The following is a 2,749-nucleotide window of genomic DNA, read 5'->3' as shown; positions in this document are numbered from 1 at the left end:
CCCGCATCGTTGCCACGGGCTACGGGCGCATCGCCCTGCCCTTTGCCCATAAAACCGTAACTGAAATCACCTGTCATGCGCGTGGCGCTTCGTGGCTTTTTCCCGGTTCCGGCGTAGTGCTCGACATTGGCGGCCAGGACAGCAAGGCCGTCAGCCTGGATGAAAACGGCGGTGTGCGCGATTTTGTCATGAACGACAAATGCGCGGCGGGCACAGGGCGCTTTTTGCAGGTTCTGGCCGGTATTTTGGGCATGCCGCTGGACGAACTGGGCAAGGCGGCGGCTGAAGGCAAGCCGGTTCCCATTTCGAGCATGTGCGCTGTTTTTGCAGAAACAGAAATCGTCGGCCTGTTGGCTCAGGGAACCCCGCCCGCCGATCTGGCAGCCGGGGTTTTTGTGTCCATAGCCAGACGCATGCGGGGCCTTGCCCGCCGCATCTCTTTTACAGGCCAATGTGTTTTTACGGGCGGCATGGCTGCAAGCCCGGCGTTTTGCAACTTTCTTTCCCGCGAACTGGAAATACCCGTGCGGGTTCCCGACGAGCCGCAACTGACGGGCGCTCTGGGCGCTGCCTTGCTTGCGGCGCATCAGCTTGAAAAACAGCAATGTGCCTGGAGCATTTAACATTTGAAATGCTCGCTTACGGCAGGCAAAAGCCTGCCTGCTCGCATTTCGCGTCAATGATTTTCAGAAAAATCCTTGCGGAGCAGTTTACAAATGAAATGAGTTAACTGCCCTAGACGGCCAGACATAGTGACAAAACTCTAAACCATCCGGGAGCAGACATGAAGTGCGCCAGTTTTGACAGGATCACCACGGCCTTTGAAAAAAACGTGCTCAACCTTACGGAAGCCAAGCAGAACGGCAAAAAAGTGGTGGGACAGTTCTGCCTGTATTCGCCCTCAGAAATTGCCCTGGCAGCCGGGGCAATTCCCGTGTCTCTCTGCGGCACAAAAAACGACTCCATTCCCGCTGCCGAGGAAGTGCTGCCCCGTTCCCTCTGCCCACTGATCAAAAGCAGCTTCGGTTTTGCCCTCAACGACAGTTGCCCCTACCTTGCGGCTGCGGACATTGTGGTGGCCGACACCACCTGTGACGGCAAGAAAAAGATGTATGAACTGCTTGCCCCATACAAGCCTGTGGCCCTGCTGCAGCTGCCGCAGATTCAGGACAGCGATGCCCTGTCTTACTGGCGCAAGCAGTTTGAAGGGCTGGTGCGCCGCCTTGAACGGGAATTCGGCGTCAGCATCACCGATGCCAAACTGCGCGAGGCCATTATCCTCATGAACCGCGAACGGCTGGCGCTCAAGGCAGTCATGGATATGGCGCAGCGCAGACCCTCGCCTGTCACCGGCGTGGAACTGGTGGAAATCGCCTTTAAAACATCCTTTTTCCCCGACAAGGAAGTGGGCATCGCCATGCTGCAAGACCTGGCCCAAGAACTGGGCGCACTTGCCGCTGAAGGGCAAACGGCTTTCAGCCCCGAGGCTCCGCGCATTTTGCTTACAGGCGTTCCCGTGGGTCTTGGTTCGCACAAGGTCGTGCGCCTTATTGAGGAATGCGGCGGCAGCGTTGTCTGCCTTGACAATTGCTCGGCCTATAAAAAAACCCGCGTCATGATGGAAGAAGACAGCGACCCGCTGACCGAAATGGCAAGGCGCTATCTGGACGTACCCTGCGCCGTCATGTCGCCCAATCCGCACAGATATGAAGCATTGCGGCAGATGGCGGCGGATTTTTCGGCAGATGCCGTGGTGGACCTTACCTGGCAGGGCTGTCAGACCTACGCTGTTGAAGCCTGGACGCTTAAAAAATTTGTGCAGAACGACCTGGGCCTGCCCTATCTGAATATTGAAACAGACTATTCCGAGACAGACACCGAACAACTCAAGGTGCGCGTTGAGGCTTTTCTGGAAATGCTGTAACCCTCGCCGCGCCGTTGCCCCGCAGAAGCAAAAAACAGAGCCTGTTGCCTCCCCTCGCACCAATGCCGGGCGGCAACAGGCTCTGTTCAACCCAGAGCATTTTCACTTTGAAAAAGTGTAAATGCTCTAACGCTGCACGAAAGCGCAACGCGCCACAATGTGGCGTGGATTCAGCTGAAAATCACATTTTACGGCTGAATGAACACTTTGAAATGTGAAGTATTTCAAAGTTAATCTGCTCTAAAGACGAGTTTTCTCCTAACTGCGGGTGCTACCGCGCCCTGCCCGTCCATGCCTTACGGCCGCTTGCCCACAACACCAGCGACAGCACGCCGAGAACGGCGGCAAGCCCCAGATGCGCAAGATCCATCCCCATGACCAGTTCCGGGGCAAAAGAAAATGCGGGCAGATTTTTCAGCACGCGAAAAATCCCCGTAAGCACAAGGCCCGCAACCAGCCAGACGCGCACAGTCCCCCAGAACACGAGCCGGGGAAAACCGCCGCCCGCTTTCAGCTTGAGCGTCACCAACAGGCAGCACAGCGCAATGAGCAGCGCGCCCGCCACATAGTGAATATTGAGGGTAGTATAAAAATCCCCGGTCCAGCCCATGCCGGGCAGCCTGGTCAGCCCATAACGCGTGGCTATGGGCATCTGCATCATGCCGGTAAAACCCAGTACAAGGGCCAAAGCAACCCATACCCGCTTTATCCAGCCGGGAACCGACGATGGCGTGTCTTTAGCCGCCTCTGCGCTTATGCCCGCACCAGCCGCCTGCTTTTCCTCCAGCGCGGCACTGCCGCTTTTGGCGCTCCGCGCCATGCCTG

General features: G+C 57.0%; 2 protein-coding genes and 1 pseudogene. 2 read left to right on the top strand and 1 reads right to left on the bottom strand.

Annotation, left to right across the window (positions count from 1 at the left end):
- Together V6C07_RS03575 and V6C07_RS03570 are read left to right on the top strand one after the other, a co-directional pair.
- Positions 1-623, top strand: a 623-nt coding sequence (locus V6C07_RS03575; protein ID WP_333534997.1) for an acyl-CoA dehydratase activase, incomplete at its 5' end; no start/stop codon positions are given.
- A gap of 161 nt (positions 624-784) precedes the next feature.
- Positions 785-1,924 (top strand): double-cubane-cluster-containing anaerobic reductase, encoded by a 1,140-nt coding sequence (locus tag V6C07_RS03570; protein WP_333534996.1) that lies wholly within the window; start codon positions 785-787, stop codon positions 1,922-1,924.
- Between the two features lie 271 nt (positions 1,925-2,195).
- On the opposite strand, the pseudogene V6C07_RS03565 reads toward V6C07_RS03570, so the two are convergent.
- A pseudogene (locus V6C07_RS03565) lies at positions 2,196-2,749 on the bottom strand (4Fe-4S dicluster domain-containing protein); the annotation flags it as partial.

Source organism: Desulfovibrio sp. 1214_IL3152 (genome assembly GCF_036763055.1).
In the GTDB taxonomy this organism is placed as follows: domain Bacteria; phylum Desulfobacterota; class Desulfovibrionia; order Desulfovibrionales; family Desulfovibrionaceae; genus Desulfovibrio.
The sequence above is the reverse complement of the archived record's forward strand: the minus strand, read 5'-3'. Positions and strand labels throughout refer to the sequence as shown.